Origin of the sequence: Enterobacter cloacae (assembly GCF_013375935.1) — a bacterium.
Classification (GTDB): Bacteria; Pseudomonadota; Gammaproteobacteria; order Enterobacterales; family Enterobacteriaceae; genus Enterobacter; species Enterobacter pasteurii.
In genome coordinates, this window is record NZ_CP056117.1 from 1,989,563 (window position 1) to 2,014,475 (window position 24,913).

The 24,913-nt window shown below is 57.5% G+C and carries 20 protein-coding genes and 1 pseudogene; 12 read left to right on the top strand and 9 right to left on the bottom strand.

The genetic code is table 11. From position 1 onward, the window contains the following. Positions 1 to 99 precede the first annotated feature (99 nt). The 3 genes from kduI to araE all read left to right on the top strand — a co-directional run bounded on the left by kduI (position 100) and on the right by araE (position 3,487). Positions 100 to 936, top strand: a complete 837-nt coding sequence (gene kduI / locus HWQ14_RS09460) for a 5-dehydro-4-deoxy-D-glucuronate isomerase (protein ID WP_176609561.1) — start codon at positions 100 to 102, stop codon at positions 934 to 936. A gap of 63 nt (positions 937 to 999) precedes the next feature. Then, on the top strand, positions 1,000 to 1,761 hold the full coding sequence (gene kduD, locus HWQ14_RS09465; protein ID WP_148418598.1) for a 2-dehydro-3-deoxy-D-gluconate 5-dehydrogenase KduD: 762 nt from the start codon (positions 1,000 to 1,002) through the stop codon (positions 1,759 to 1,761). A 310-nt stretch (positions 1,762 to 2,071) separates the two neighbouring features. After that, positions 2,072 to 3,487 carry an arabinose-proton symporter AraE gene (gene araE, locus HWQ14_RS09470; protein WP_148418600.1) on the top strand — a complete coding sequence of 472 codons (1,416 nt, stop codon included), beginning with the start codon at positions 2,072 to 2,074 and terminating at the stop codon, positions 3,485 to 3,487. 502 nt (positions 3,488 to 3,989) lie between these two features. Here araE and HWQ14_RS09475 read toward each other — a convergent pair. From HWQ14_RS09475 to HWQ14_RS09490, 4 genes are read right to left on the bottom strand one after another with little or no spacing between them, the layout of a single operon-like run. Further along, entirely contained in the window at positions 3,990 to 5,276 is a 1,287-nt protein-coding gene (locus HWQ14_RS09475) for an ABC transporter substrate-binding protein (protein WP_176609562.1), read from the bottom strand. 13 nt (positions 5,277 to 5,289) lie between these two features. Next, entirely contained in the window at positions 5,290 to 6,417 is a 1,128-nt protein-coding gene (locus HWQ14_RS09480; protein ID WP_176609563.1) for an ABC transporter ATP-binding protein, read from the bottom strand. Positions 6,418 to 6,429: 12 nt separating this feature from the next. Next, complete coding sequence (locus HWQ14_RS09485) at positions 6,430 to 7,332, bottom strand: carbohydrate ABC transporter permease (protein ID WP_176609564.1); 903 nt, start codon at positions 7,330 to 7,332, stop codon at positions 6,430 to 6,432. Then, a complete protein-coding gene (locus HWQ14_RS09490) occupies positions 7,325 to 8,215 on the bottom strand; it encodes a carbohydrate ABC transporter permease (RefSeq protein ID WP_006811834.1) in 891 nt (296 codons plus the stop codon). The genes HWQ14_RS09485 and HWQ14_RS09490 overlap by 8 nt, the downstream gene beginning before the upstream one ends. Positions 8,216 to 8,761: 546 nt before the next feature. On the opposite strand from HWQ14_RS09490, the gene wzz(fepE) reads away from it, so the two are divergent. Continuing rightward, the gene (gene wzz(fepE) / locus HWQ14_RS09495) at positions 8,762 to 9,898 is read left to right on the top strand and encodes an LPS O-antigen length regulator Wzz(fepE) (RefSeq protein ID WP_176609565.1); all 1,137 of its coding nucleotides are present in this window, start codon (positions 8,762 to 8,764) and stop codon (positions 9,896 to 9,898) included. A 33-nt stretch (positions 9,899 to 9,931) separates the two neighbouring features. Here wzz(fepE) and HWQ14_RS09500 read toward each other — a convergent pair whose 3' ends face one another. After that, the gene (locus HWQ14_RS09500) at positions 9,932 to 10,255 is read right to left on the bottom strand and encodes a cupin domain-containing protein (protein WP_154126085.1); all 324 of its coding nucleotides are present in this window, start codon (positions 10,253 to 10,255) and stop codon (positions 9,932 to 9,934) included. Between the two features lie 135 nt (positions 10,256 to 10,390). Between HWQ14_RS09500 and HWQ14_RS09505 the strand changes: the two genes are divergently transcribed. Further along, positions 10,391 to 11,104 (top strand): aspartate/glutamate racemase, encoded by a 714-nt coding sequence (locus HWQ14_RS09505; RefSeq protein ID WP_176609566.1) that lies wholly within the window; start codon positions 10,391 to 10,393, stop codon positions 11,102 to 11,104. A gap of 30 nt (positions 11,105 to 11,134) precedes the next feature. Here the strand turns inward: HWQ14_RS09505 and HWQ14_RS09510 are convergent. Further along, positions 11,135 to 12,002, bottom strand: a pseudogene (locus HWQ14_RS09510) (LysR family transcriptional regulator); the annotation flags it as partial. Between the two features lie 121 nt (positions 12,003 to 12,123). Between HWQ14_RS09510 and lysA the strand changes: the two are divergent. Continuing rightward, complete coding sequence (gene lysA, locus HWQ14_RS09515; RefSeq protein ID WP_148418665.1) at positions 12,124 to 13,386, top strand: diaminopimelate decarboxylase; 1,263 nt, start codon at positions 12,124 to 12,126, stop codon at positions 13,384 to 13,386. Here the strand turns inward: lysA and HWQ14_RS09520 are convergent. Further along, positions 13,356 to 14,393: a LacI family DNA-binding transcriptional regulator gene (locus tag HWQ14_RS09520; protein ID WP_176609567.1), complete on the bottom strand. Its 1,038-nt coding sequence runs from the start codon at positions 14,391 to 14,393 to the stop codon at positions 13,356 to 13,358. The genes lysA and HWQ14_RS09520 overlap by 31 nt on opposite strands. 299 nt (positions 14,394 to 14,692) lie before the next feature. On the opposite strand from HWQ14_RS09520, the gene HWQ14_RS09525 reads away from it, so the two are divergent. From HWQ14_RS09525 to HWQ14_RS09540, 4 genes are all read left to right on the top strand, one after another. Beyond that, on the top strand, positions 14,693 to 16,018 hold the full coding sequence (locus tag HWQ14_RS09525) for a PTS sugar transporter subunit IIC (RefSeq protein ID WP_176609568.1): 1,326 nt from the start codon (positions 14,693 to 14,695) through the stop codon (positions 16,016 to 16,018). 7 nt (positions 16,019 to 16,025) lie between these two features. Beyond that, a complete protein-coding gene (locus tag HWQ14_RS09530; protein ID WP_176609569.1) occupies positions 16,026 to 17,453 on the top strand; it encodes a glycoside hydrolase family 1 protein in 1,428 nt (475 codons plus the stop codon). 78 nt (positions 17,454 to 17,531) lie between these two features. Continuing rightward, a complete protein-coding gene (locus HWQ14_RS09535; protein ID WP_148418621.1) occupies positions 17,532 to 18,305 on the top strand; it encodes a GntR family transcriptional regulator in 774 nt (257 codons plus the stop codon). Next, complete coding sequence (locus tag HWQ14_RS09540; RefSeq protein ID WP_176609570.1) at positions 18,302 to 18,778, top strand: GNAT family N-acetyltransferase; 477 nt, start codon at positions 18,302 to 18,304, stop codon at positions 18,776 to 18,778. Before HWQ14_RS09535 ends, HWQ14_RS09540 begins: the two co-directional genes overlap by 4 nt. On the opposite strand, the gene galR is transcribed toward HWQ14_RS09540, so the two are convergent. Beyond that, entirely contained in the window at positions 18,739 to 19,755 is a 1,017-nt protein-coding gene (gene galR, locus HWQ14_RS09545) for an HTH-type transcriptional regulator GalR (RefSeq protein ID WP_148418625.1), read from the bottom strand. The genes HWQ14_RS09540 and galR overlap by 40 nt on opposite strands. Positions 19,756 to 20,371: 616 nt before the next feature. Between galR and aas the strand changes: the two genes are divergently transcribed. Both aas and lplT read left to right on the top strand, forming a co-directional pair. Beyond that, the gene (gene aas / locus HWQ14_RS09550) at positions 20,372 to 22,531 is read left to right on the top strand and encodes a bifunctional acyl-ACP--phospholipid O-acyltransferase/long-chain-fatty-acid--ACP ligase (protein ID WP_176609571.1); all 2,160 of its coding nucleotides are present in this window, start codon (positions 20,372 to 20,374) and stop codon (positions 22,529 to 22,531) included. After that, entirely contained in the window at positions 22,524 to 23,717 is a 1,194-nt protein-coding gene (lplT, locus tag HWQ14_RS09555; protein WP_176609572.1) for a lysophospholipid transporter LplT, read from the top strand. The genes aas and lplT overlap by 8 nt, the downstream gene beginning before the upstream one ends. A 91-nt stretch (positions 23,718 to 23,808) precedes the next feature. Here the strand turns inward: lplT and HWQ14_RS09560 are convergent, their stop codons facing one another. Then, a complete protein-coding gene (locus HWQ14_RS09560) occupies positions 23,809 to 24,849 on the bottom strand; it encodes an NADP(H)-dependent aldo-keto reductase (protein WP_176609573.1) in 1,041 nt (346 codons plus the stop codon). Between the last annotated feature and the right edge of the window lie 64 nt (positions 24,850 to 24,913).

Below are 24,913 nucleotides of genomic sequence, written 5' to 3' on the forward strand. Positions count from 1 at the left end.
AAGCCATTTATCAGGGGATAATATGTGCTCATCACGAAAACGGAACGTTGTTTCGTTAATTAACTTTGCCTTCGGGCACGATCCATTCTGGAGGTTGATGTGGAAGTCAGACAAAGCATCCACAGTGCGCATGCAAAAACGCTGGATACTCAGGGGCTGCGCGGCGAGTTTTTAGTTGAGCAGGTGTTCGAAGCCGACAAATACACCATGGTCTACAGCCATATTGACCGCATTATCGTGGGCGGAATTATGCCCGTGGCGAGCACCGTCTCCGTGGGCGGCGAAGTGGGCAAGCAGCTGGGCGTGAGCTACTTCCTCGAGCGCCGCGAGCTGGGCGTGATTAACATCGGCGGGCCGGGCACCATTACGGTTGACGGCCAGTGCTACGAGATTGGCCACCGCGACGCGCTGTACGTCGGCAAAGGGGCGAAAGAAGTGGTGTTTGCCAGCGTCGACGCCGGCAAGCCAGCAAAGTTTTACTATAACTGCGCCCCGGCCCACACTACCTACCCGACCAAAAAAGTAACGCCTGCGGACGTTGCCCCGGTCACGCTTGGCGATAACCTCACCAGCAACCGCCGCACCATCAACAAATACTTCGTTCCGGACGTGCTGGAGACCTGCCAGCTCAGCATGGGGCTGACCGAGCTTGCGCCGGGCAACCTGTGGAACACCATGCCGTGCCATACCCACGAGCGCCGCATGGAAGTCTACTTCTACTTCAACATGGATGAAGATGCCTGCGTGTTCCACATGATGGGACAGCCGCAGGAGACGCGCCATATCGTGATGCACAACGAGCAGGCTGTTATCTCCCCGAGCTGGTCTATTCACTCCGGCGTGGGGACGAAAGCCTATACCTTCATCTGGGGTATGGTCGGTGAAAACCAGGTCTTTGATGACATGGACCACGTCGCTGTTAAGTATCTGCGCTAGCCGCAGGCAGTTAAGCATAACTCTGCCTGTTGGTGACAGGCGCTGAATGATTAAGGAAAAAACATGATTCTGGATGCATTTTCTCTGCAGGGTAAAGTGGCCGTGGTGTCCGGTTGTGACACCGGCCTGGGTCAGGGCATGGCGTTAGGTCTGGCGGAGGCGGGCTGCGACATCGTCGGGATTAATATCGTTGAGCCGACTGAAACCATCGAGCGCGTAACCGCGCTGGGCCGCCGTTTTCTGAGCCTGACCGCCGATCTGCGCAAAATCGACGCCATCCCCGAGCTGCTGGATCGCGCCGTGGCGGAGTTCGGTCATATCGATATTCTGGTTAACAACGCCGGCCTGATCCGTCGTGAAGACGCGATTAACTTCAGCGAGACGGACTGGGACGACGTCATGAACCTGAACATCAAGAGCGTGTTCTTCATGTCTCAGGCGGCGGCGAAGCACTTCATCGCGCAGGGGAAAGGCGGCAAGATCGTCAATATTGCCTCCATGCTCTCCTTCCAGGGCGGCATCCGCGTACCGTCTTACACCGCCTCGAAAAGCGCCGTGATGGGCGTGACCCGCCTGCTGGCAAACGAGTGGGCGCAGCACAACATTAACGTTAACGCGATTGCGCCGGGCTACATGGCCACCAACAATACCCAGCAGCTGCGCGCGGATGAAGAACGCAGCGCGGCGATCCTCGAGCGTATTCCGGCGGGGCGCTGGGGCCTGCCGAGCGATCTGATGGGGCCGATTGTGTTCCTGGCTTCCCCGGCATCGGATTACGTTAACGGCTACACCATTGCCGTCGACGGCGGCTGGCTGGCGCGTTAATTCAGCCTGAATAAAGAACCTCTGCCCCCGGGCGGAGGTTTTTTGCGCCAAAATAGCCATTATCCATATCCTGAAAGATGAAAAATCCATATCAAAAAAGAATAAATGACGCGCATCACACATTAATTGCTTGAAAATGAAGTGATTAATAAAAAAGCAGGTTTAATTACCCTGATTTGAAATTGTAATGTCCATCACAGTTCCATATGTCGTAGCGAAAAAATCCATATCTTCACCAGTTCCGACCTGACACTTTCTGCCGGTATCTCGTAATTTCAGTTAACGAATTTCGCTGTTGAGGCAGGAAACTATGACATCTATAAATGACTCTACCCTTATGCCCGCTGCGCTGCGCGATACCCGACGCATGAACCAGTTTGTTTCTGTTGCGGCTGCCGTAGCCGGCTTACTGTTCGGACTGGATATCGGCGTTATTGCCGGCGCACTGCCCTTTATTACCGACCACTTCACGCTGAGTAACCGCCTTCAGGAGTGGGTGGTGAGCAGCATGATGCTGGGCGCAGCCATCGGCGCGCTGTTTAACGGCTGGCTCTCGTTCCGTCTCGGGCGTAAATACAGCCTGATGGTCGGGGCGATCCTGTTCGTTGCCGGCTCCATCGGCTCGGCGTTTGCCACCAACGTTGAAGTGCTGCTGCTCTCCCGCGTGCTGCTGGGCGTGGCGGTGGGCATCGCGTCCTACACCGCCCCGCTGTACCTCTCCGAAATGGCGAGCGAGAACGTGCGCGGTAAAATGATCAGCATGTACCAGCTGATGGTGACGCTCGGGATCGTGCTGGCGTTCCTGTCGGACACATACTTCAGCTACAGCGGCAACTGGCGGGCAATGCTTGGCGTGCTGGCACTGCCTGCGCTGGTGCTGATTGTGTTAGTTATTTTCCTGCCGAACAGCCCGCGCTGGCTGGCGCAAAAGGGGCGTCACGTGGAGGCGGAAGAGGTGCTGCGCATGCTGCGCGACACGTCCGAAAAAGCGCGTGAAGAGCTGAACGAGATCCGCGAAAGCCTGAAGCTGAAGCAGGGCGGCTGGTCGCTCTTCCGGGCTAACCGCAACGTGCGCCGTGCGGTGTTCCTCGGCATGCTGCTGCAGGCGATGCAGCAGTTCACCGGTATGAACATCATCATGTACTACGCGCCGCGCATCTTCAAAATGGCCGGTTTCACCACGACCGAGCAGCAGATGATCGCCACGCTGGTGGTGGGACTGACCTTTATGTTCGCAACCTTCATCGCGGTGTTCACCGTTGATAAGGCCGGACGCAAACCGGCGCTGAAAATTGGTTTTAGCGTGATGGCGCTCGGCACGCTGATCTTAGGCTACTGCCTGATGCAGTTCGATAACGGCACGGCGTCCAGCGGCCTCTCCTGGCTCTCCGTTGGCATGACCATGATGTGCATTGCCGGTTATGCAATGAGCGCCGCCCCGGTGGTGTGGATCCTGTGCTCTGAAATTCAGCCGCTGAAATGCCGCGACTTTGGCATTACCTGTTCCACCACCACCAACTGGGTGTCGAACATGATCATCGGTGCGACCTTCCTGACGCTGCTGGATGCGATTGGCGCGGCGGGCACCTTCTGGCTCTATACGGTGCTGAACGTGGCGTTTATCGGAGTGACCTTCTGGCTGATCCCGGAAACCAAAGGCGTGACGCTGGAGCATATTGAACGCAGGCTGATGAGCGGGGAGAAACTGCGTAATATCGGCGTGTGATTTATCCCCCTCACCGTGACCCTCTCCCCAAGGGGCTGAGGGTTCCCCACAAAACAATGCCTGCACGGAGGACCCCCTCTCCCTTGAGGGAGAGGGCTGGGGTGAGGGGGAACATATGGCTGTAGAGGTCATTCCGTTCACGTTATGTTCCTTGCTACTCTGTAACGACATGACCGGTGAACGTGCCAGGGTGGCTCAGTCGCCACCACCCTGGCGACCCGGGCTCCCGGCGGTAAATCGCCGCTTCGCGGTGCCCTCGGCTTATTCCTTCCGGCTTATCGGGTACGGGCGGAGGCAACGTCCCTGTAAATTCCGCCCTCTCGGCGCATCCCTGCGCCTCGCCCCGGCCTGCAGGAAACGCCTCAGCGATTTACAGCCGGACCAGGGCATCGCTGACAGCCCTCAGTCATTCAGAAAGCAACATTATTGCTTCTGCTTAAAAAATTACTGGGGATCCCTCGGCCCCAAGGGGAGAGGGAACTGTCCGGTGCGGTAGACGGCCTTAGCGCATCGCGCGTCTCAAAATACGCTCTGCCTGACGCTGGAAGTCCGCGGCAGTCTCTTCCACGGTTTTCTGTCCGTAGTCGATATACTGCAACGAGGTGCCGAACTGCGCCACAATCTGCGGGTCGTCAAAGTAGGGGGATACGGTGAGTTTTGCAGGCAGCGACTGCGCCAGACGCAGGCCCGCCACGGAAGGATCGTCCTCTTTGATGGTGCCGTCTTCGGTCAGATACTGCACCGCCACCTTGCTCAGCGGTACGCCGCGCTCCAGACCCAGCGTATCCACTCCCTCCTTGCTGTTCAGCAGGAAGTTAATCAGCTTCGCTGCCGCTTCCGGGTTTTTGGTTGATTTCCCGATCGACAGCATCTGCGCCGGTTTGAAGAACAGGCCCGCGTCGGTGGCGCCCGGCAGCATGGGGTAGCTGCCCAGCACCAGCTTCGCCGGTGGCTTCAGGTTGTCGGAATATTTGTTAATCGTGGAGTTCCACATGTAGGTGCCGCCCCATTCGCCCTGGATCCACGGCTTCATCTCATACATGTTGCTCTTGCCGAACGAGGCATAGTATTTGGTGTCCGGCATCACGTGGCTGTCGATCAGCTTTTTGTAGGTCTGGAAGAACTCCACCCACTGCGCTTTGGTGTAGCTGAACTTTTTGGTTTTCTCGTCCACGGCGGGGATGTTGTACTTCTGGATCATGTACGAGTTCAGCAGCGCCAGCGTATCCTGGTGCTCCAGAATGACCGGGTAGTACTGCTTGCCGAGCTTGCTTTCGAAGGTCTTACCGGCAGCCATCAGCTCGTCCCAGGTTTTCGGGTAGGCAATGCCCGCTTTTTTCCAGGTCTCGTCGTTGAAGTAGAACACGCGCGCGGTCACCGAAATCGGAATGCCGTTGAGTTTGCCGTTAACGGTGGTGGTTTGCAGCTCTTTCGGATCGAACTGCGACAGGTCGATAACGTCCTTCATCTTGTTCAGATCGTAGAAGCCGTCACCGGTTTTGGAGAAGATCGGCAGCCAGTTCCAGTTAGTCTGCATTACGTCCGGCTCGGTGCCGCCCGCAATCTGGGTCGTCAGGCGGGAGAGGTGGCCGTCCCAGCCGGTGTATTCGGCCTTCACGTTAATGTCCGGGTTCTGCTTATGGAACTCTTCCAGCGCTTTCAGGGTGACCTGGTGACGGCCATTGCCGCCCCACCAGGACATCCGAAGGTCCACGTTCTGCGCCATTGATGGCAAAGCGGTAAGGCCCAGGGTGGCGGAGATTGCTGCGCTTAAAAGCACTTTTTTCATTTTTATCACTCCATCAGAGAGAGAGGTTCTGTTCGGTTTTAGCGTCAAAAATATGACATTTGTTCATATCAAACGTGAAATACACCTGACGGTGAAGGCCTTTATCAATCATTGGCTTAGCTTCATCGGAAGGGATTCTGGCGGTCAGTTCGTAGTCCGCGACCTTCAGGTAGACAAAAAATTCGTGGCCCATATTCTCAACGCGCACCATCTCGCCGCTGCAGCCGCCGTCCGGGAACGGCGCGTCGGAGAGCGATACAAACTCCGGGCGCACGCCGTAGAAAATTTCCTGGCCGACGTAATCTGAAACCTTCTCCTGCTGTTCCGCGCTTAGCGGCATGGTTTCATCGCCGATGGCGATGTGCAGCTGTCCCGCTTTTTCCACCAGCTGGCTTTTGCGGATGTTCATCTCCGGCGCGCCGATGAAGCCCGCCACGAACATGTTCTTCGGCTTGTGGTAAAGGTTGTCCGGCGTATCCACCTGCATGATGTGGCCGAGCTTCATCACGCAGATGCGGTCGCCCATGGTCATCGCTTCGGTCTGGTCGTGGGTGACGTACACGGTGGTCGCCGGTTTGCCGGATTTCTTCAGCTGCTTGTGCAGATCGGAGATGCGGATACGCATTGAGGCGCGCAGCTTGGCGTCGAGGTTGGAGAGCGGCTCGTCGAACAGGAAAACGTCCGGCTTTTTCACAATCGCGCGGCCGACCGCCACGCGCTGCGCCTGGCCGCCGGAGAGCTGGCGCGGCAGGCGGTCCAGCAGCTCTTCCAGCTCCAGAATTTTGGCGGCCTCATTCACCTGGGCCTCGATCCGATCTTTCGGCAGCTTGCTCAGCTTGAGGCCAAAGGCCAGATTCTCGCGCACCGTCATGTGCGGGTAGAGCGCATAGTTCTGGAACACCATCGCAATCCCGCGCTCTTTCGGCGCGAGGTTGTTCACAATCCTGTCGCCGATTCGCACTTCGCCGCCGCTGATGGTTTCCAGCCCCGCCAGCATGCGCAGGGTGGTGGATTTGGCGCAGCCGGATGGCCCCACGATCACCATGAATTCCCCTTCAGCGATCTTAAGATCGATAGCGTGCACCGCTTTAAAACCGTTGGAGTAGACCTTTTCCAGCTTGTTGAAAATAACTTCAGCCATGATTTTTCCCTCTTAACCTTTAATTCCGCTGCTGGTGACGCCCTGTACGAAGTAGCGCTGTGCCAGGAAGAAGACAATGATGGATGGCAGAATGGAGATGCTCGCCATTGCCAGAATTTCGTTCCACGGCGCGCCTTCGGTGACGTCGATAGACATTTTCAGCGCCAGCGCGATCGGGTATTTATCCACGCTGTAGACGTAAATGAGCGGCCCGATAAAGTCGTTCATGGACCACATGAACTGGAACAGGGCGACGGAGATAATGGCCGGTTTCAGGATCGGCACCACCACGTACCACAGCACCTGAATGGAGTTGCAGCCGTCAATCTGTGCGGCTTCTTCCATGTCGCGCGGCACGCCGCGCAGGAACTGGATCAGCATGAAGACGAAGAACCCCTGCGTGGCGAAGGCCAGCGGCAGGTGCAGCGGCATGTAGCTGTTCAGCATGCCCATTTCACGGAACATCAGGTACTGCGGGATAAGCAGCACGGTGCTGGGCAGCAGCATGGTGGTGATGAGCGTGGCGAACCAGAATTTCTTCCACGGGATTTCGAAGCGCGCAAAGCCATACGCCACGATGGTGGAGGAGATAATGGTCAGGATCACCTTCGGGATCACGTACTTAAAGGTGTTCAGCATGTAATGGCCGAAGTTGTACTCGGTTCCGGTTTTCCAGCCGTTCACAAAGCCATCCCAGGTGGCGTGCGCGGGCCACAGGCTGAGGGTGGTAAAGATCTCGTGGTTCGGCTTGAACGATGCCGAGAACATCCACACCAGCGGGTAGAGCATCAGCAGGCCGACAAACAGCAGGATCGCATAGCGAATACTGGCGTTGATTTTCTCTCTGCGCAGCGTGCGGGCCACTTCGCGTTCGGCAACGCCGCGTGCCGTGGAGAGTTGTTGAATATCAGCCATTTTTGCCTCCTTTATCGGCGGAGTAGAACACCCAGTATTTCGACGACTTAAAGGCGATACCGGCAAAGACGGCCACCACCAGGAACAGGACCCACGCCAGCGCCGCGCCGTAACCCATATCGAAATACTTAAACGCGGTATCGTAGATATAGAGCGAGAACAGGTAGGTTGAGTAGGTCGGTCCGCCGCCGGTGATGACGTATGGCCCGGTAAATTCCTGGAACGCCTGCGTGGTCTGCATGATGAAGTTGAAGAAGATCACCGGCGTAATCAGCGGCACGGTCACCTTCATGAACATTTGCCATTTTGAGGCGCCGTCGATCATTGCCGCTTCATACTGGGACTGCGGTACGTTTTGCAGCGCGGCCAGGAAGATGACCATCGCGGAGCCAAACTGCCAGACGCGCAGCAGGGTAACGGACATCAGCGCCAGCGACGGTTCGCCCAGCCAGTTCACCGGGTCGAAACCAAATACGCCAATAAAGCTATTCAGCAGACCGTCTATCGCAAATAAGGCGCGCCACAATACGGCAATGGCAACGGAGCTGCCGAGGATCGACGGAATATAGTAGGCGGTTCGGAAAAAGCCGATGCCGCGTAATTTAAAGTTCAGAACAAAGGCAATACCTAATGCAAACGCGAGCTTTAGCGGAATAGTTAAAAATACGTAGGCAAAGGTCACACCCATGGATTTCCAGAAGAGCGTGTCCTCGGTAAACATGTAGCGATAGTTTTCAATGCCGTTAAACACCGGCGGGCTCATCAAATCGTAATCCGTAAAGCTGAGGAAAAACGAAGAGACAAAGGGGAATGCCGTAAAGAGTATCAACCCGATAATGTAGGGTGATATCCACGCGAGCCCCAGCAGCTTGTTTTCATTCATATATACCTACCTGGCAATCAATGGTTTAAAACGGAATCTGCTCTGTTACATCTCCCCAGCCTTATTTGTGAGGCATAGGGGCTGAAATTCAGGGTGCTGCTTCTGGCAATAACGTAATGAGATTTTGTTTTTTAACGCTTTTTTGGTGTGATGCTTGCTTCGGACGCCTCGGATTTCAAAAGAGGCGAACCGGTGTTCTTGAATATTAAAACGTCGTTTTATTTTATATTATTGCGATTTGTTTCCGCGTCATTCGCTTAATGATGGAAATGTGATCGGTGTCGAAACGGTGTTTCAATATAGTGAGGTGGGTGGCATTTTTGACGTTCTTCCGCGCGGTTGCCGCAGACGATGGAGAGAGGGGGAACGGCGCTTAAGTGAAGCCAAACATGGCTATAGTCACGGTAGGTGGCTAACTACCAAATCTGATAGCAGGTCTACAGATGTACCATTTCGGCATTCAGATAATTCTTACTTTCTTGTATGATTCGGTAAACCGGAACCTGTCAGGCAGAATTTCACTGCATCATTAGAAGAAGAACAGTTATGTCAGCAATGGATTTCAAAAAACATACGGATCTCGATTTTCCTCAATACGCTCCCCCGGCGGTAACCGCTAAAGAAATAGATCTTCTGGGCCTGCTGGACGTTCTGCTGGCGGCAAAAAAACGAATCATCACCATCGCGTTCGCATTTGCGCTGGTCGGTCTCGCTATCGCCTTTCTGATGCCGCAAAAATGGACCAGTAAAGCGGTGATCACTCCGGCGGAACAGACGCAGTGGAGCTCGCTGCGCCAGATGATGGTTGCGCTACAGGTGCTTGACGTGGACGTGAAGGTCTCTCGCTCGGACGTGTTTAACCAGTTTATCAAAAAGTTTCAGTCGCAGTCCCTGCTCGAAGAGTATATGAAAAGCTCACCGTACGTGATGGCTCAGCTCGATGGCGCCCAGGTTGACCCGCTGGAGCTGCACCGCGCGGTGGTCAGCATCTCCGAAAAAATGAAGGCAACCGATAACACCCAGGAAAAAAATGCCGATAAAGCGCCGTACCTCTCCTGGACGTTGAGCTTCACCGCCCCAACGGCGGAAGACGCGCAGAAGGTTCTGGACGGGTACATTCACTACATCTCCGGCATCGTTGAGCAGGAGACCATGCAGAACATCCGCGATCAGCTGCTTCTGAAAACCCGAACGGTTGAACAGCAGCTGGAGCTGGATCGCGTGCGGTTGACCAATATCCACAATACGAACCTGCAGCGCCTGAACTACTCGCTGGAGGTAGCGAACGCGGCGGGGATCAAAAAGCCGGTGTACAGCAACGGACAGGCGGTAAAAGACGATCCGGATTACTCCGTCGCCCTCGGCGCGGACGGGATTGCCCAGAAGCTCCAGATCGAGAAAAATCTGAAGGACGTTTCCGAGCTGAATGCCGATTTCCAGAACCGTGAATACTACCTGGCACAGCTGCAAAAGCTGTCCTTCAAGGATGTGAGCGTTGAGCCATTCAAGTATCAGCTCTCTCCATCAATGCCGGTGAAAAAAGATGGCCCGGGCAAAGCCCTGATCGTCCTTCTGGCGGGTATGCTGGGTGGACTGTTTGCCTGCGGCAGCGTGCTGCTGCGCGAGGCAATGAGCGCCCGCACTCCGCTGCCGGCGCCGCTTTCTGAGGCGGTAACGGAATAACGGCCAAAAAAGGCGCTCACCGGGCGCCTTTTTTTATTTCAGGAAATCTTCGCGCACCGGCGTAAAAGTATCCAGCAGCGTGCCGGGCTTCAGGCAGACGCAGCCGTGCATTACGTGCGGTTCTTTATAGAGCGTGTCGCCCGCCGTCACCACGTGCTTCTCTTCGCCAATCGTAAACTCAAACTCGCCCGAGAGAACGTAGGTGAGCTGCTCATGGGGATGGTTGTGCATCGGGCCAATCGCCCCCTGCTCAAAATTCACCTCCACGGCCATCATCTTGCCGTCGTGCGCCAGAATACGACGCGTCACGCCATTCCCCAGATCCTCAAGCGTGGTCTCTTTATGGAATATAAACATCTCTTTGCCCCGTTAAGTAATGAAACATTGTTTCATTTAACTTATCTCAGCCGTGGATAAAAGGAAACGGTTAGCCAAATAACTGGAAAGGCGATCACAAGTTTGCTTCACTGGGTGAAACGAACGGGAGGAAAAATGAAAACGATCGGTCTGTTAGGGGGAATGAGCTGGGAATCAACCATCCCGTACTACCGCCTGATTAATGAGGGCGTTAAGCGGCGTCTGGGCGGGCTGCATTCTGCCAGCCTGCTGCTGCACAGCGTGGATTTCCACGACATAGAGGCCTGCCAGTCCAGCGGGGAGTGGGACAAGGCCGGAGAAATGCTGGCGGACGCCGCGCTCGGGCTGGAGCGGGCGGGAGCGCAGGGGATTTTGCTGTGTACCAACACCATGCACAAGGTGGCGTCGCACATTGAAAACCGCTGCTCGCTGCCGTTTTTACATATCGCGGATGCCACCGGGCGCGCCATTGTTGCCGCCGGCATGTCGCGCGTGGCGCTGCTGGGCACGCGCTATACCATGGAGCAGGATTTTTATCGCGGGCGGCTGAGCAGTCAGTTCGGCATTGAAAGCCTGATCCCGGACGAGGCTGACCGGGCGCGCATTAACCAGATTATTTTTGACGAGCTCTGTCTGGGCACCTTCAGCGAACGCTCCCGCGCGTATTATGTCAGCGTCATCGAAAAGCTGGCGCAGCAGGGGGCGGAAGGGGCGATCTTCGGCTGTACCGAAATCGGCCTGCTGGTGCCGGCCGCGCAAAGCCCGATCCCGGTATTCGATACCGCCGCCATTCATGCCGCCGATGCGGTGGAGTTTATGCTGTCAGAGGACGTTTTGCAGGTCAGGTAAGCGAAGCGCCACCTGGCGGGCATGGGCAATTAAATGGTCGGTAAACGCCTCTACCAGCGCAGATGCCGGACGGTGCAGCGGGCGGATCAGGCTCACGGTAAACGGAACGGAAACGCTAAACCGGCGCAGGACAACCCCGCTGCTGGCGTAATCCATGGCCGTAAGCGGGTTTACCACTGAAATACCGACGCCCGCGCGCACCATCGCGCAAATCGAGGCGGCGCTGTGCGTCTCCACCACCATCCGCCGCTTCACCTGATGTTCGGCAAACAGGCCGTCCAGCAGCTGCCGGTAGCTGTCGGTCTGTGACAGGCTTATGTAGTTCTCACCGTGAAAATCCGCCGGGGTCAGCACCGCTTTGCGGGCAAGCGGGTGGCTGGCGGGCAGTACGCAGACCTCATCCAGCGACAGCAGCTCCGTGCGTTCCGTACCCGCTGGCGTGACGAGGGTTTCGGTCAGACCTAAATCGTGTCGCTGGGCTGATAGCCACTCTTCCAGCAGAGGCGACTCCTGCGGCACGATGGTAAGACTGACCTGCGGGTAGCGGGCCAGAAACGGCGCTAACAGCACCGGCAGAAACGACTGGGAAAAGACCGGCAGGCAGACGATGGACAGCTCGCCCTGGCGGAACTCCCTCAGGCTTTCCGCCGCGCTCACGATCCTGTCCAGCCCGTACCAGGAGCGCTGTACCTCCTCAAACAGACGCAGCCCCTGAACCGTTGGATGCAGCCTGCCGCGCGCGCTCAAACAGCTTCAGGCCCAGCACTTTCTCAAAGCGGGCCAGCTCGCGGCTGACCGTCGGCTGCGAGGTATGCAGCATCTGCGCGGCTTCGGTGAGGTTGCCGGTGGTCATCACCGCATGGAAAATCTCGATATGACGTAGGTTAACGGCGGGCATAGGGCACCTGATGGCTGAGCGTTATCCATATCATTTTTGCATAGACTCACGATAAAACGATATTTTTTATTCTCTTCAGGCTGTGGCGTAATGACAAAAACACAGCTTTACGGAGACTACCATGCCGCGCCCGCTCAACCAGACCGATACCGATTTAAACGCCGATAACCTGCTGCGCCTGCCTGCCGAATTTGGCTGCCCGGTGTGGGTCTACGACGCGCAGATTGTCCGCGAGAAGATCGCCGCGCTGCATCAGTTTGACGTGGTGCGCTTTGCGCAGAAGGCCTGCTCCAATATTCACATCCTGCGCCTGATGCGCGAGCAGGGCGTCAAGGTTGACTCCGTATCGCTGGGTGAAATCGAGCGCGCGCTGGCGGCCGGGTTTGATCCACAGGCCGACAGCGACGCGATCGTCTTTACCGCCGACCTGATTGACGACGCCACGCTGGCGCGCGTGCACGAGCTGCAGATTCCGGTCAACGCCGGCTCGGTGGATATGCTGGAACAGCTTGGTCAGGTTTCCCCTGGCCATCGCGTCTGGCTGCGCATTAATCCGGGCTTTGGTCACGGTCACAGCCAGAAAACCAACACCGGGGGCGAAAACAGCAAGCACGGGATCTGGTATGCCGATATGCCCGCCGCCCTTGAGGTATTGCAGCGCTATAACCTGAAGCTGGTGGGGATCCACATGCACATCGGTTCCGGCGTTGATTACGGACATCTTGAGCAGGTCTGCGGCGCGATGGTGCGCCAGGTTATCGACTTTGGTCAGGATCTGGAGGCGATCTCCGCCGGTGGCGGTCTCTCGATCCCCTACCGCGAAGGGGAAGAGGCGATCGACACGGATCACTATTACGGGCTGTGGAGCGCCGCGCGCGACAGCATCGCCGCCCATCTGGGCCATCCGGTGAAGCTGGAAATTGAGCCGGGTCGATTCCTGGTTGCCGAAGCCGGGGTGCTGGTGGCGCAGGTGCGTAGCGTGAAGGAGATGGGAAGCCGTCACTTTGTACTGATTGATGCAGGCTTCAACGACCTGATGCGCCCGTCCATGTACGGCAGCTATCACCATATTACGGCGCTGGCCGCCGATGGCCGCGATCTGGTCAACGCGCCGCGCATCGAGACCGTGGTTGCCGGCCCGCTGTGTGAATCCGGTGACGTCTTTACCCAGCAGGAGGGCGGCAAAGTGGAGACCCGTTCGCTGCCCGAGGTGAAGCCAGGAGATTACCTGGTGCTGCACGATACCGGCGCGTACGGCGCGTCGATGTCGTCAAACTACAACAGCCGCCCGCTGCTGCCGGAAGTGCTGTTTGATAATGGCGCGGCGCGGCTGATTCGCCGTCGCCAGACCATTCAGGAGCTGCTGGCCTTAGAGCTGGTCTGATTAAACCAGGGGCCCGTTGTCACGGAGTCGCGCAACACCAGCGTGCCGGTGAACGGCGGGATGGCCTCTACCGGCTGGTTTTTTGCCAGCCGGATCGCCTGGTCGATGGCCGTGACGATCATGCTGTCGATCGGCAAATACACCGACGACAGCGCCGGCTCCAGCCACTTCGCGCTGGGGGCGTCGTCAAAGCCAAACAGCGAAATATCCTGCGGGATCTTAAGCCCGGCCTGGTGTAATGCTTTGGAGGCGCCAAGCGCCATATCATCGTTACAGGCAAACAGGGCGCTGAACGGCGTTTTCTCTGCAATCAGCTCTTTGCACAGCTCGTAGCCCCGCGTCATTCCTGCATCGCCGTATTTAATCCGCCGCTCGTCCAGGCGAATGCCGTGCTTCTCCAGCGCCTTCCGGTAGCCCATCAGCCGCGCCTTGCCCGTCGGGGTGTGGATCGGAACGGTGATACAGGCGATCTCCCGGTGGCCCTGGCCTATCAGGTAATCCACCGCCTTGAAGGCCGCATCCTGCTGTTCGAAGAAGACGCAGCGGTCTGCCGCCTGGCTCACTTCACGGTTGATGATCACCAGCGGCGTCTGCACGCTGTCGATCAGCTTCAGGATCGTCTTTTCACTCATGTAGCGGGTGTACAGCACGATGGCGTCGCACTTGCGGTCGGCGAGCATCTGCACCGCCTGTTCTTCCTGTTCGGGCGCATCGTGGCCGTCGGTGACGATCAGCTGTTTTCCGTGCGTTTCGGTCTGCCGCGACGCCTGCTGAAGCAGCCGGCCAAAGTAAAAACCGTCAAAGGTCGAGACCACCAGACCAATGCTGTTGCTGGTCTGGTTAGCCAGCGAGCGGGCGAGAAAGTTCGGACGATAGCCCAGCTCCTCCATCGCACGGAATACCTGCTGACGCGTACTCTCTTTAACCTGACCCGTGCCGTTCAGCACGCGCGAAACAGTGGCCTTCGACACGCCCGCACGCAGTGAGACATCCAGCATTGTTGCCATTCGAAATTCCTGCTTCCACGTAATGGTGTGCAGTTTAACACAGACCATCCGGCGCATAAGCGACGCGGGGCAGGCAAAACCCCATAACGATCACGCTTTTCGGTAACGATCCGCGCCTGCGGGATAAACGTCTGCAATTGGTATACCAAAATGGTGATAAATCACTATCTGGGATACCTGTGGCGTCGTTGGGAGCTTAATCACAGAACAAAGCGCCTACGGAAGCTATTTTTGGCATACCAATAGTATCCGGCTGTACTCCTTATCCGATAAAAGCCCTTTTACTGAGGTATCACCCTATGGCATTTCAGGAAAAACTGATCGACGCTCTGGGCAGTTTTGCCACCACGTTCAACAGCTATCGCTACATTATGGCGATCAAGTCTGCGTTTATTACCTTAATGCCGGTCATCATTGTGGGGGCATTCTCGGTACTGATCTCCAATATGGTGCTGGATCCGAAAAACGGCCTGGCGAGCTTCGAATTCCTGTCGTTTCTCGCGGCGCTAAAGCCGATCACCAGCGCGCTCAACTACGCTACCCTGAACTTCCTCAACATCGGCGCGGTGTTTTTAATTGGCATTGAGCTTGGGCGCATCAACGGCATTAAGTCCCTGTTTCCCGGCCTGCTGGCGGTGATCTGCTTTATCTGCGTAACGCCAACGACGGTAGAAATGCTGGTGGACGGCGAGATGCACGTGGTGAAAGACGTGCTGCTGCGCCAGTTCTCGGATACCCGCAGCCTGTTCCTCGGCATGTTTATCGCCATCCTGTCGGTGGAGATCTACTGCTGGCTGGAAAACCGTAACGGCCTGGAGATCAGGATGCCGGACACCGTGCCGCCGAACGTCGCCGCATCGTTCTCCGCCCTGATCCCGGCGATTATCACCACCACCGCCATTGCCACCTTCGGCTTCGTGTTCCATCAAATTACCGGTATGTACCTCTACGACGCGGTGTACCAGGTGGTGCAACAGCCGCTGGAGCGCGTGGTGCAGAGCCTGCCGGGGATCCTGCTGCTGATGTTTGTCGCCCAGCTGTTCTGGGTGATCGGCATTCACGGCAACCAGATGATCAAGCCGATCCGCGAGCCGCTGCTGCTGGGAGCCATTACCGTCAACATGAGCGCGTTCGAGCAGGGCAAAGAGGTGCCGAACATCATCACCATGCCGTTCTGGGACGTCTATATGAGCATCGGCGGCTCCGGCCTCACCATCGGCCTGCTGATTGCGGTCATGATTGCCACCAAACGTAAGGAGATGAAGGAGATCGCCAGGCTGTCCATCGGCCCAGGCATTTTTAACATCAACGAGCCGGTGATCTTCGGTATGCCAATCATGCTCAACCCGATCCTCGCCATTCCGTTCATCATCACGCCGCTGGTGACGGGATCTATCGGTTACTTTGCCACCGTGACCGGATTCGCCGGGAAAGCCGTGGTGATGGTGCCCTGGACCACGCCGCCGCTGATCAACGCCTGGCTGTCCACCGCGGGCTCCATGGGCGCGGTAGTCACCCAGCTTATCTGCATCGTGACCGCGGTCCTTATCTATCTGCCGTTTGTGAAGATCGCCTCACGCCGGGCAGAGCAGGCCGCGCTGCAACAAGCCACCGATAACGCATGAGGATGTGATGAGTACAAAACAGATAGCTATACCGCAGGATTTTATGCTGGGCGCGGCGGCATCGGCCTGGCAGACCGAGGGCTGGAGCGGCAAAAAGCCGGGGCAGGATTCGTGGATCGATCTCTGGTACAAAAACGATCGTCACGTCTGGCACAACGGCTACGGTCCGGCGGTGGCAACCGATTTTATCAACCGCTTTCGCGAAGACGTGGCGCTGATGAAGCAGGCGGGGCTGACGCACTACCGGACCTCAATTAACTGGTCGCGCTTTTTGACCGACTACGAAAACGCGACGGTAGACGAAGAGTACGCCGCGTATTACGACGCGCTGTTCGATGAAATGCACCGCCAGGGCATTGAGCCAATGATCTGCCTGGAGCACTACGAACTGCCTGGCGTGCTGCTGGAGAGCTACGGCGGCTGGGCGTCAAAGCACGTCGTCGACCTGTTTGTCCGCTATGCGGAAAAGGTGCTGGAGCGCTATCACCGGAAAGTCACCCGCTGGTTTACCTTCAACGAGCCGATTGTCGTCCAGACGCGGGTCTACCTCGACGCGCTGCGCTGGCCGTACGAGCAGAACACCGGCACCTGGATGCAGTGGAATCACCATAAGGTGCTGGCGACGGCCAAGGTCGTGAAGCTGTTTCGCGAGAAGGGGTATAGCGGCTCGGTGGGCTGTATCCTCAACCCGGAGGTGACCTATCCGCGTTCCCGCGCGCCGCATGACGTTCGGGCGGCGGAAATGTACGATCTGTTCTACAACCGGGTCTTTCTCGATCCGCTGGTGCACGGGCGCTATCCCGCAGAGCTTTTTACCCTGCTGGAGCAGCATCAGGTGCCGTGGGACTATACCGCCGACGAGCTGGCGCTGATTGCCAACAACACCGTCGACGAGCTGGGCATCAACCTTTATTACCCGCACCGCGTTAAAGCGCCGTCCCGCGCCTGGCATCCGGAGACGCCGTTCCACCCGGCGTACTACTACGAGCCGTTCGAGCCGCCCGGACGGCGGATGAACGCCTCCCGCGGCTGGGAGATCTATCCGCGCATCATTTACGACATGGCGATGCGGATCAAAAACGACTATCGCAACATCGACTGGTTTGTGGCGGAAAGCGGAATGGGCGTGGAGAACGAAGCGCAGTTCCGCAATCGAGACGGCGTTATTGATGACGGCTACCGCATCGCGTTTATCGGTGAACATCTCTACTACGCGCTGCTGGCGCGGGAGGAGGGGGCGAACTGTCGCGGCTATATGCTCTGGGCCTTCACGGATAACGTCTCGCCGATGAACGCGTTTAAAAACCGCTACGGGCTGATTGAGATCGACCTTGAGAACCATCGCGCCCGGCGGGCAAAAAAATCGGCGTCCTGGTTCCGTCAGCTGCGCGATGAGCGCGTGCTTACGCTCAGGGTTGACGATGAATGGAAGTAAGCCTTCTGGTAAAATAGCGCACAAACTGGCCGGGAGGACGCCCGGCCCGCGCATTAACTGAAAAACACAGGTGAAAACGTGGATAAGGCTGTCATCCTGCCGGAAAAAAAACAGTACCAGGAAATTGGCGAGGATCTGCGGGCGCAAATTATCCAGGGGCATTATCCCGTTGGATCGCGCCTGCCGCCGGAGCGCAATATTGCCGAAACCTATGGCGTCAGCCGCACCATCGTGCGCGAGGCGCTGCTGATGCTTGAGCTTCAGGGGACGGTAGATATTCGCCAGGGGTCTGGCGTTTACGTGATGCGTATCCCGGAGGAGCACGAAAACGAGGAAGAGCGTTTTCTGAACAGCGACGTCGGTCCGTTTGAAATTCTCCAGGCGCGCCAGCTGCTCGAAAGCAACATTGCTGCCTTTGCCGCAAAAATGGCGACGCGCGCCGACATTGATAACCTGCGCCGCATCATCGAGCAGGAGCAGCGGGCGATTGCCACCGACGACCGCAGCCAGGACAACAACAAGATGTTTCACCTGGTGCTGGCGGGAGCCACGCAAAACCAGATGCTGCTGGCGACCGTGGAGAGCGTCTGGCACCACATGGACAGCAGCCCGCTGTGGCAGCAGTTTAACGGACACATCGCCAGCCGCGCCTGGCGCCTGAAGTGGCTCGGCGACAGGCAAACCATCCTTGCCGCGCTCCGCCGCCGCGACGTGATGGGCGCCTGGCAGGCGATGTTCCAGCATCTAGAAAATGTCAAAAAGAGCCTGCTTGAGCTGTCGGACGAAGACGCGCCGGATTTTGACGGCTTTCTCTTCGAATCGGTACCCATTTTCCAGGGGAAGCTGGTGTGACTATTCTGCCGCTTTACGCTGCGCCGCAGTTCACGGAGCAGGTTATCGACTGGATATGGGCCGCCTTTGGCGAGGGGCTGCCGCGAGGGTTTTTCCAGAGCATTGTTGAGCACAGCAGGACGCCGGGCGCGCTACCTCTCACCTTTATTGCGGTTGAAAACAACCGCCTGCTTGGCACCGTTGGGCTGTGGCGTTGCGATTTGATCTCCCGGCAGGATCTTTACCCGTGGCTGGCCGCGCTGTATGTCGATGAGGCCGCCCGGGGAAAAGGGCTGGCGGGAAAGCTTCAGGAACACGTCATTGGCTATGCCCGATGCGCCGGGTATCAGGAGCTTCATCTCTGGTCCGCCTGCCGCGACTTCTACGAACGTTACGGCTGGCATTACATCGGCGATGCGCTGGAATACCCGGACAAAACCGTCCATCTCTATCGCTATTCGCTCGATGCGTCCGCGGGCGGCACCACCGAGTGACGGCGCACCAGGGTCGGGCTGAACAGATGCGTAATGTCCGGTGGCGGGCGATGCTCGGCCAGCGCTAACGCCAGCTCCGCCGCCTGCGTTGCCATGGTCACAATCGGATAGCGAACGGTGGTCAGGCGAGGGCGAACGTAGCGGGACACCAGCACATCATCAAAGCCAATCAGCGAAATTTCTGCCGGAACGTCTATCCCGTTGTCATTTAGCACGCCCATCGCGCCTGCGGCCATGGAATCGTTATAGCTGGCAACGGCGGTGAAATTTCGCCCGCGGCCCAGCAGCTCCGTCATCGCCTGCTCGCCGCCGCTCTCATCGGGTTCACCGTAGGCCACAAGACGATCGTTGCACGGCAAACCGGCCTCGCGCAGCGCGTCATAATAGCCCTGAAGGCGATCTTCCGCATCGGAGATCGGGTGGTTCGAGCACAGATAGCCGATTCGGGTATGGCCCTGCTGGATAAGATGGCGGGTGGCGAGCCATGCGCCGTAACGGTCGTCGAGCGCCACGCAGCGCGTTTCAAAACCGGGAATAATACGGTTGATAATCACCATTCCCGGCATTTGTTTCATCAGGTGAATCAGCTCGGCATCGGGGATCATTTTGGCATGAACCACCAGCGCTGCGCAGCGGTGGCGGATCAGCTGCTCGATGGCCTGGCGCTCTTTTTGTTCGTTGTGGTAGCCATTGCCAATCAGCAGAAAATTACCGGTGTGATACGAGACTTGCTCCACGGCTTTGACCATCGCGCCAAAAAAAGGATCGGACACGTCGCCCACCACCAGCCCGATGGTTTCCGTTGACTGCTGGGCGAGGGCGCGCGCGTTGGCGTTAGGGTGATAATTCAGGTTTTCCATGGCGTCCTGAACGGCCTGGCGTGATGCGTCGCTGGCTTTAGGAGAGTTGTTGATCACGCGGGAGACGGTCGCGACGGACACGCCGGCCAGACGAGCCACATCCTTAATTGTCGCCATTTAACACCTTCTTATTGGGGTAAGCGTTTACACACTACCTAGTGTTGCGGAAAAGCGGCGCGCATTCAAGGGGAGCGGTCTAGCGCAGTCCACAAACGTGACGCAGAACATCCCTCACCGTGTAATCGTTACACGGCCAGTCATGTCTGAATAATGACAGTCTGAACCTTTAGTTACACTTTGCCTCAGGCTGTTGCGATTGTCCGTTAGCGCCGAAGCACCGCGAATTGATAGAGTCGAGATCCCAGAGGTATTGATAGGTGGAATCAGCTTCGGTTGATTAACACGATTTACACCAGCCTGCGTTCTACGCAGGTTTTTTTTGCCTGTAAGTTCAACCTGTAACAGCAAAAGAGAATATTCACACCTGGTTGCACTTCGGCTCATTCCCTTGCGTTTTCCCGCTGGCGAAGCCCGCCGCCTGGAGCCACAATCAAGATCCCAGAGGTATTGATTGGTGAGAATTCTTAGTACGTTTTCGTACTCTTCTCTTGCACCAACCTGCGCGGATGCGCAGGTTTTTTTTCGTCTCTGCTTTTGCTATCGCTCCCTTACTACTTCTCGTGTAATCTGCCACCATTTATACCTTTCACACTGGCTGGCAAAGGGAGTTGAAATGCTTTTTGGGTTCTTCCGTACGCTGTTTCGTGTCCTGTTTCGCATCCGCGTAACGGGCGACGCGCAGGCACTCTATGGCGAGCGTGTTCTCATCACGCCGAATCACGTTTCGTTTCTTGATGGCGTACTGCTGGCGCTGTTTTTGCCCGTACGGCCCGTTTTCGCGGTATACAGCTCCATCAGTGAAAAATGGTACATGCGTTGGCTGAAGCCGCTCATTGACTTTGTGCCGCTGGATCCCACCAAACCGATGATGATTAAACATCTGGTGCGTCTGGTTGAGCAGGGGCGTCCGGTGGTCATTTTTCCTGAGGGACGGATTTCAGTGACGGGCTCGCTGATGAAAATTTACGACGGAGCCGGTTTTGTCGCGGCGAAGTCCCGGGCCACCGTCGTGCCGATGCGTATTGATGGCGCTGAGTTGACCAGGTTCAGCCGTCTGAAAGGGCTGGTGAAGCAGCGCCTGTTCCCAAAAATTACGCTGCATATTTTGCCGCCAACCTCACTGCCGATGCCCGAGGCACCCCGCGCGCGCGACCGTCGTAAAATCGCCGGTGAAATGCTGCACCAGATTATGATGGAAGCGCGCATGGCTGTTCGCCCGCGCGAAACGCTGTATGAATCGTTGTTGTCGGCCCAGTACCGCTATGGCGCAAAGAAAAACTGCATTGAAGATATCAACTTCACGCCGGATACCTACCGCAAGCTGCTGACCAAAACGCTGTTCGTCGGGCGTATTCTTGAAAAGTACAGCCAGCAGGGTGAAAAGATTGGCCTGATGCTGCCGAATGCCGCCATCAGCGCGGCGGTGATTTTCGGCGCCGTCTCCCGGGGCCGTATTCCGGCGATGATGAACTACACGGCGGGCGTGAAAGGGCTCTCCAGCGCGATTACCGCAGCACAGATCAACACCGTCTTTACCTCCCGCCAGTTCCTGGATAAGGGCAAACTGTGGCACCTGCCGGAGCAGCTTACGCAGGTGCGCTGGGTGTTCCTGGAAGATCTTAAAGCAGACGTTACCACCGCCGATAAGCTGTGGATTTTTGCGCACCTGCTGATGCCGCGTCTGGCGCAGGTGAAACAGCAGCCGGAAGATGATGCCATCATCCTCTTTACCTCAGGCTCGGAAGGTAACCCGAAAGGCGTGGTTCACAGCCACAAAAGCATTCTGGCTAACGTCGAACAGATTAAAACCATTGCCGACTTTACCGCCAGCGATCGCTTTATGTCGGCGCTGCCGCTGTTCCACTCGTTTGGTCTGACCGTCGGTCTCTTCACGCCGCTGCTGACCGGTGCCGAAGTGTTCCTCTACCCAAGCCCGCTGCACTACCGCATCGTGCCGGAGCTGGTCTATGACCGTAACTGTACCGTGCTGTTCGGTACGTCCACCTTCCTCGGTAACTACGCGCGCTTCGCCAACCCGTATGATTTCTTCCGGGTGCGCTACGTGGTAGCTGGGGCGGAAAAATTGCAGGACAGCACCCGTCAGATCTGGCAGGACAAGTTTGGCCTGCGCATTCTGGAAGGCTATGGCGTAACCGAATGTGCGCCGGTGGTATCGATCAACGTACCGATGGCGGCAAAACCGGGTACGGTAGGCCGCATTCTGCCGGGGCTGGACGCGCGCCTGCTGGCGGTGCCGGGCATTGAGGACGGCGGTCGCCTGCAGCTTAAAGGGCCGAACGTCATGAACGGCTATCTGCGTGTGGAAAACCCGGGCGTGCTCGAAGCGCCGACGGCCGAGAACGTCAATGGCGAGACTGAAACGGGCTGGTACGACACGGGTGATATTGTTCGCTTCGACGAACAGGGCTTTGTACAGATCCAGGGGCGCGCAAAACGCTTCGCCAAGATTGCCGGTGAAATGGTCTCTCTTGAAATGGTGGAAACGCTGGCGACCGCGGTCTCTGCCGAAAAAATGCACGCGACCGTGGTGAAGAGCGATGCCAGCAAGGGCGAGGCGCTGGTGCTCTTTACCACCGACGGCGAGCTGAAGCGTGACGCGCTGCTTAAGTACGCCCGCGAACACGGTATTCCCGAACTGGCGGTACCGCGCGATATTCGTTACCTCAAACAGCTTCCGGTGCTGGGCAGCGGTAAACCCGATTTCGTGACCCTTAAGGGCATGGTTGAAGAGGCGGAACAGCAAAATGCGTGAGTCAGTACACACTAACACTTCTATCTGGTCGAAAGGCATGATGGCGGTTATTGCCGCCCAGTTCCTGTCCGCGTTCGGCGACAACGCGCTGCTGTTTGCCACGCTGGCGCTGCTGAAGGCTGAGTTTTATCCCGACTGGAGCCAGCCGATCCTGCAGATGGTGTTTGTGGGTGCTTACATCGTATTTGCGCCGTTTGTCGGTCAGGTGGCGGATAGCTTCCCGAAAGGCCGGGTAATGATGTTTGCCAACAGCCTAAAGCTGCTGGGGGCGGCAAGTATCTGCTTCGGTATCAACCCGTTTGTCGGCTACACGCTGGTGGGCATTGGCGCGGCGGCCTACTCGCCGGCGAAATACGGCATTCTGGGTGAGCTGACCACCGGCGATAAGCTGGTGAAGGCCAACGGCCTGATGGAGTCCTCCACCATTGCGGCGATTCTGCTGGGATCGGTGGCGGGAGGCGTGCTGGCAGACTGGCATGTACTTGCCGCGCTGGGCATCTGTGCCCTGATGTACGGTGGCGCGGTGATCGCCAACCTGTTTATCCCCAGGCTGGCGGTGGCGCGTCCCGGGCAATCCTGGCGCTTCGGGCCTATGACCGGCAGCTTCTTCACTGCCTGCCGCGTGCTGTGGCGTAACGGTGAAACGCGCTTCTCGCTGATGGGCACCAGCATGTTCTGGGGGGCCGGCGTCACGCTGCGTTTCCTGCTGGTGCTGTGGGTCCCGGTTGCGCTGGGCATTACCGATAACGCCACGCCAACTTACCTGAATGCCATGGTCGCCGTCGGGATTGTTGTCGGGGCAGGGGCAGCGGCGAAGCTGGTCACCCTTGAAACCGTCGCGCGCTGCATGCCTGCGGGGATCCTCATCGGCGCTGGCGTTCTCTTCTTCTCCCTGCAACATGCCCTGTTGCCTGGCTATGCCCTGCTGTTACTGATCGGCATCCTGGGCGGCTTCTTTGTGGTGCCGCTGAATGCGCTCTTGCAGGAGCGCGGCAAGCAGACCGTTGGGGCGGGCAACGCCATTGCGGTGCAAAACCTCGGGGAAAACATGGCGATGCTGCTGATGCTCGGCGTTTACTCGCTGGCGGTAAAAGCGGGCGCACCGGTAGTGGCCATTGGCGTGGGGTTTGGCGCGCTGTTTGCGCTGGCGATCGCGGGGCTGTGGGTCTGGCAGCGCCGCCGCTGATCTGTGCGGTCTGATGCCCTCGACCAGACCCTCTCCCGCCGGGAGAGGGTGAAAACACAACAAACGGCAACGCGCGTTGCCGATGCTTTTATTACGGTGCCGGGTAGGTATAAACCTGATGCACCGCTTCAATCTCCGCCAACACCTCCTCGCTGAGGGTCAGGTGGAAACTCTCAATATTGGTTTTCAGCTGCTCCATGGTCGTCGCGCCCAGCAGGGTGCTGGCGACAAACGGCTGACGACGCACGAAGGCCAGTGCCATCTGCGCCGGATCGAGCCCGTGGCGCTTCGCGATATCCACATAGGCCGCAACGGCTTTTTGCGTCTGCTCGCCGCTGTAACGGGTGAAGCGGCTGAAAAGCGTGTTTCGCGCGCCGGCGGGCTTCGCGCCGTTCAGGTATTTCCCCGTCAGGGTACCGAAGCCCAGGCAGGAATAGGCCAGCAGTTCCACCTCTTCGTACTGCGTCACTTCCGCCAGGCCCACTTCATAGCTGCGGTTCAGCAGGCTATAAGGGTTCTGAATGGTGACGATGCGCGGCAGGTCGTGCTTATCGGCCAGATGCAGGTAGCGCATCACGCCAAACGCCGTTTCGTTGGAAACCCCGATATAGCGGATCTTACCCGCGCGCTGGCACTCCGCGAGCGCCTCCAGCGTTTCCAGCAGGGTTACGGCCGGAGCACTTTCGTTCCAGGCGTAGCCGAGCTTGCCGAAGCAGTTCGTCGGACGCTGCGGCCAGTGCACCTGATACAGATCGAGATAGTCGGTTTGCAGGCGCTTAAGGCTTGCATCCAGCGCGTCACGGATATTCTTGCGATCGAGGATCTGGTTAGGGCGGATCCCGGCATCGTTATTGCGGGAAGGGCCGCTAACCTTGGAGGCGATAACCAGCTTTTCGCGATTGCCGTGTTTCGCCAGCCAGTTGCCAACGTACGTTTCGGTAAGGCCCTGCGTTTCCGGGCGTGGAGGAACAGGGTACATCTCCGCCACGTCAATCAGGTTAATGCCCTGGCTGACCGCGTAATCAAGTTGTGCATGGGCATCGGCTTCGCTGTTTTGTTCACCAAATGTCATCGTGCCCAGCCCCAGTTGGCTGATCTCCAGAGCGCTGTGGGGGATACGGTGATAATGCATAGCCGGTTTCCTTTAAAGATATACAGACCGCGTCAGGAACCTCCCGACAAAGGAATATAAACAT